Source organism: Candidatus Eisenbacteria bacterium (assembly GCA_016867495.1).
Classification (GTDB): domain Bacteria; phylum Eisenbacteria; class RBG-16-71-46; order CAIMUX01; family VGJL01; genus VGJL01.
The window spans coordinates 1-4689 of sequence record VGJL01000194.1 but is presented as its reverse complement, the minus strand read 5'-3'; the positions used below and the strand labels follow the sequence as shown (position 1 = coordinate 4689).

Sequence of the window (4689 nt, the reverse complement as noted above, 5' to 3'; positions counted from 1 at the left end):
GGGGCTCCTGATCGGGATCCCGACACTCCGCCTGAGGGGCGACTACCTGGCGATCGCGACTCTGGGCTTCGGCGAGATCATCCGCGTGCTGATCCTGAACCTCGAGTTCCTGGGGGGCGCGCGCGGTTTCCCGAACATCCCCCCGAGGGCCAACTTCTTCTGGGTCTACCTCGCGGTGGCCGGCTGCGTGGTCTTTCACGCGAACCTGATCCGGTCGCGTCACGGCAGGGCGCTCCTGTCGATCCGCGATGACGAGATCGCCGCAGAGAGCCTGGGCGTGCCGACGACCCGCTACAAGGTGACCGCCTTCGTGATCGGCTCCGCCTTCGCGGGGCTCGCCGGAGGCCTCTTTGGGCACTACTTGATGTACCTCCACACGAACAGCTTCACGTTCATGAAGTCGATCGAGGTGGTCATCATGGTGGTTCTCGGGGGGATGGGTTCGATCACCGGATCGATCGCTGCCGCCATCGGCTTGACCGTCCTCCCGGAGGCGCTCCGCGAGTTCCGCGAGTACCGGATGGTCCTCTACAGCTTCCTGCTGATCGTCCTGATGATCACGCGGCCCCAGGGGATCTTCGGCACGCGCGAGATCGGCAGCCTCTGGATGAAGCTGCGTTCGCGGAGGAGCGCGTGAGCGGGCCGCACGTCCTGGAGCTTCGAGCGACCTCCATCGCATTCGGGGGCTTGAAGGCCGTGTCCGATCTCGACCTGATCCTCAGGGAGGGGGATCTCGTGGGTCTGATCGGGCCCAACGGCGCGGGCAAGACGACCGTCTTCAACCTGATCACGGGCGTCTACCGGCCGACCGGAGGGGATGTCCTTCTTCTCGGCCGTTCCCTTGTCGGGATGTATCCGCACGCGATCGCCGATCTCGGGATCGGGAGGACATTCCAGAACGTCCGCCTCTTCCGACAGATGTCGGTCCTCGACAACGTCCGCGTCTCGCTGCACCGTGAGTCCGCGAGCGGGATGGTTCCGGCGGTCCTACGGACGGCCCCCTTCCTGAGGGAGGAGACGGCGGTCCGGCGGAAGGCGCTGGAGCTTCTCTCCTTGATGTCGCTCGAGGAGTTCGCCGGCGCCCGCGCGTCCGACCTTCCCTACGGGCATCAGCGCCGGCTCGAGGTCGCGAGGGCCCTGGCCCTGTCGCCCAAGCTGCTGCTCCTCGACGAGCCGGCGGCGGGGATGAATCCCCAGGAGACCGAAGGGATGATGGCGCTGGTCCGCAAGATCCGCAGCGACTTCGGCCTGACCGTTCTTCTCGTCGAACACGACATGCGATTCGTCATGGGCATCTGCGAGCGGATCGCTGTCCTCGACTACGGGATCAAGATCGCCGAGGGGACGCCCGACGCGATCAAGAGGGATCCGCGCGTGATCGAAGCCTACCTGGGAGCCGCGACCGCCGATGCTGCGCATTGACGCCCTCGAGATCCGGTACGGCGCGATCCATGCGGTCAAGGGGGTCGAGCTCACCGTCCCCGAGGGATCGATCGTCACCCTGATCGGCGCCAACGGCGCCGGCAAGACCACGATCCTGCGGACGATCTCGGGGCTCATCCGTCCCTCGGCAGGCCTGATCGAGTTCGAGGGGCAGCCGATTCATCAGCTGCCGAGCCACGAGATCGTGAAGAGGGGGATCGTCCACATACCGGAAGGGAGGGTCGTCTTCGCGAACCTCACCGTCGGAGACAACCTCGAGCTTGGCGCCTATCTGCGCAAGGACCGCGACGGAGTCCGCAAGGATCTGGAGCGCGTCTTCCATCTCTTTCCGCGCCTGAAGGAGCGGATCCATCAGCTCGGAGGGACGCTGAGCGGCGGCGAGCAGCAGATGCTCGCGGTCGGCCGGGGGCTGATGGCGCGCCCGCGCGTTCTCCTGATGGACGAGCCCTCCCTCGGGCTCGCTCCGATGCTCGTGCAGGGGATCTTCGACACGATCCGCGAGATCAACCGGACGGGAACAGGGATCCTCCTCGTGGAGCAGAATGCCCACATGGCGCTCCAGGTCGCGAGCGACGCCTATGTCCTGGAGACGGGCAGGATCGTCGCCTCGGGTCCGGCGGCCGCCCTCGCGACCGATCCCGCCGTGCGCGAGGCATACCTGGGGGGATGATGGCCTGTCGGGGCATCCGTCTTTCTTCGCGCGTCGTCTCACGGGCGATCCGTGTTGCAGAGGGGACATGACGGCCGGCGGCGAGACGCGATCCGGGCTCTCCCTCCTGCCGTCGGTCGATGCGGTTCTGGCCGATCCGCGCATCCGATCGCATCCTTCCGAGCCGAGGTCCCTCCTGCGCTCCCGCATTCGCGCAACCCTCGATTCTCTCCGCTCGGAGATCCGGGCGGGACTCTGGGCGCCCGCCGGCCGCGCGGAGGCGCTCGAGCGGACCATCCGCGAGGCCTCGGCCGGCGCGCTTCTCCCGCTCGATCTGCGTCTCGAGAGAGTCTGGAACGCGACGGGCGTGCTTCTGCACACGAACCTCGGACGCGCGGTCCTGCCGGCGGAGGCCAGGCGCGCTCTCGTAGGGGCGGCGTCCGGGTACTCTTCGCTCGAGACCGATCTCGAGAGCGGCGAGCGGATCTCGCGCCTTTCTGCACTGCGGGAGCTGATCCCGCTTCTGACGGGAGCGGAGGCGGGCTTCGCCGTCAACAACTGCGCGGGCGCGCTGTTTCTCGCGATGGCCGCCCTTGCCCACGGGCGGGAGGTTCTCGTCTCGCGGGGCCAGCTCGTGGAGATAGGCGGATCGTTCCGGCTCCCCGAGATCCTCGAGGCGGCCGGTGCGCGGCTCCGCGAGGTCGGAACCACGAACAGGACGCGCATCGCCGACTACAGGCGCGCGCGGACCGACGCGACGGCGCTCGTCCTGCGGGCCCATCGAAGCAACTTCCGCCTCGTCGGATTCTGCGAGGAGCCGACTCTCGAGGAGCTCTCAACCTTCTGCAGGGAGGCGGGGCTGCCATTCGTGGACGACCTCGGCAGCGGGGCCCTGCGAGCCTATAGGGACCTCTTTCCCGGAGAGCCGTGCATCGAGGACTCGATCGCCGCGGGCGTCGATCTGATCTGCGTCAGCGCCGACAAGCTGCTCGGCCTGGGGCAGGGGGGGATCCTCGCGGGGCGCCGGGAGATCGTCGAGAGGCTCCAGAAGCACCCGATCGCGCGTGTCGTGCGTCTCGACAAGACGCTCCTGGCGGTGATCGAGGCGGGCCTGCGGATCCACCTGGCCGGCCCGGAGGAGGCCTGCCGGCGGATTCCGTTGCTGCGCGCCCTGCGTCGCGATCCGTCAGCGCTCGAGCGGGCCGCTGAGCGGTGCGCCGCCGCCCTGCGCCAGCGTCTTCCCGCGGCGTATCGGATCGACTCGATGGAAGTGGAGGGAGAGGTCGGTGGGGGATCTCTCCCCGCGAGCGGGCTTCGCTCCATCGCCCTCGCGCTCCGAAAGGAAGGGACGGGCGCCGATTCGCTTGCCGCGCGCCTGCGGGCGGGTCATCCTCCGGTGGTGGGACGGATTCAGGAGGGGGCCGTTCTGCTGGATCTGCGCGGGATCGAGGAGGAGGAGGAGGCTGACTTTCTCGAGGCCGTGGCCGCGGCGCTCGTGGAGGGGGGCGAGGATGAGTGATCACTACTTCGACTCCGCGATGGACGCCGCGGCCGGCCTCGGCCTTCCCCTGCTCCTTGCGACCTCATCGGCTCCGGCTGTTCCGCGCCACGCGGAAAGGCTCTCGGAGTTTTCGCCGGAGCTCATGCACGGATCCCGGCTCTTCCGCCGGTTCCCGTTCCCCAAGGGGACCGCCGCGCCGACGATCTGGGTCACGGGTCCGCGCGGGACGACCGAGCATCTGGTCTGGGCCGTGGGGCTCGCCGAACAGGCGGCGCGCGGCGGGCTCGTCGCCTATCTCGCCGATCTGGAGCCGATGCCGCCCCTGCGCGTTCTGACGAGCGGTCCAGGGCGTCCTCTCCCCGCCGCCGTGAGGGCGAGGCTCGCTTCGGTGGGCGCCGATCCGTCCGCCTCCTGGGCGAGCGACCTCCAGGGGGTCCGCGTCGTTCTCCCCGGGGCGCCCGCGAAGGACGATGCGGGTCCTCTGCCGGAGCAGTGGGTGCTCTTCGTGGCGCGGTCGATTCCCGAGGCGGACGAGTTCCGGTTGCACGGTTGCGAGGCCATCGACGGCATCTGCTTCGTGGCGGCGATTCGAGATCACACGAGGGAGGAACTCGCGGAGGGGGTCCGGCTCTTGCGGGAGGGTGGCCGGAATCTCCTCGGGATGGTCGCCATGGGACCGCTGCCGGTTTCGCAGTCCTCACCCCTCGAACGGTGGGAACGCCGTCCCGAGGTTCCCTCCCCCGGCGTCCCGGCAGGACCCACGATTCCCGAGCCGCAAGCGGTCGGCTCCGAGGGTGGCCTCAAGAGATCCGTGGCGGCGGAGCCCAGGGCGGAGGGAGTCAGGACTGTCGAGGAGCCGGTTCGTCTGATCTCGCGATGGCAGCGGTCGCGCCGGGGCAGCCCGATCCCATGGATCGTGCTCGGTCTCTGCGTTCTTGCCATCTCGATTGCGATCTGGTTCCGCATAGGCGGAGGGAGTTCGGATCGATTGATCCCGAAGGGGCTCTCGAGGAGCGCGCGCGAGCTCGCTCCGCAGCTAGGGGGTCGCGAGACGGGGCGGCACGCCACAGAGGAAGTCGCGCAGGACAGGGCCCTG

General features: G+C 68.8%; 5 protein-coding genes. All 5 read left to right on the top strand.

Features of this window, described 5'->3' with window-relative positions; genetic code table 11:
- Positions 1 to 637 (top strand): branched-chain amino acid ABC transporter permease (locus FJY88_12015; GenBank protein ID MBM3288059.1); only part of this gene is annotated, 637 nt, incomplete at its 5' end.
- Positions 638 to 651: 14 nt separating this feature from the next.
- The gene (locus tag FJY88_12010; protein ID MBM3288058.1) at positions 652 to 1422 is read left to right on the top strand and encodes an ABC transporter ATP-binding protein; all 771 of its coding nucleotides are present in this window, start codon (positions 652 to 654) and stop codon (positions 1420 to 1422) included.
- Positions 1409 to 2113, top strand: coding sequence for an ABC transporter ATP-binding protein (locus FJY88_12005; GenBank protein MBM3288057.1), 705 nt, complete (start codon positions 1409 to 1411; stop codon positions 2111 to 2113). Before FJY88_12010 ends, FJY88_12005 begins: the two co-directional genes overlap by 14 nt.
- Complete coding sequence (locus tag FJY88_12000; GenBank protein ID MBM3288056.1) at positions 2022 to 3611, top strand: L-seryl-tRNA(Sec) selenium transferase; 1590 nt, start codon at positions 2022 to 2024, stop codon at positions 3609 to 3611. The genes FJY88_12005 and FJY88_12000 overlap by 92 nt, the downstream gene beginning before the upstream one ends.
- Positions 3604 to 4689: hypothetical protein (locus tag FJY88_11995; GenBank protein ID MBM3288055.1), on the top strand; the 1086-nt coding region annotated here is incomplete at its 3' end. The genes FJY88_12000 and FJY88_11995, both read left to right, overlap by 8 nt.

Excerpts from the sequence above, each read along its gene's own strand:
- FJY88_12005 (MBM3288057.1), top strand. The coding sequence starts at position 1,409 with ATGCTGCGCATTGACGCCCTCGAGATCCGGTACGGCGCGATCCATGCG.
- FJY88_12000 (MBM3288056.1), top strand. The coding sequence starts at position 2,022 with ATGTCCTGGAGACGGGCAGGATCGTCGCCTCGGGTCCGGCGGCCGCCC.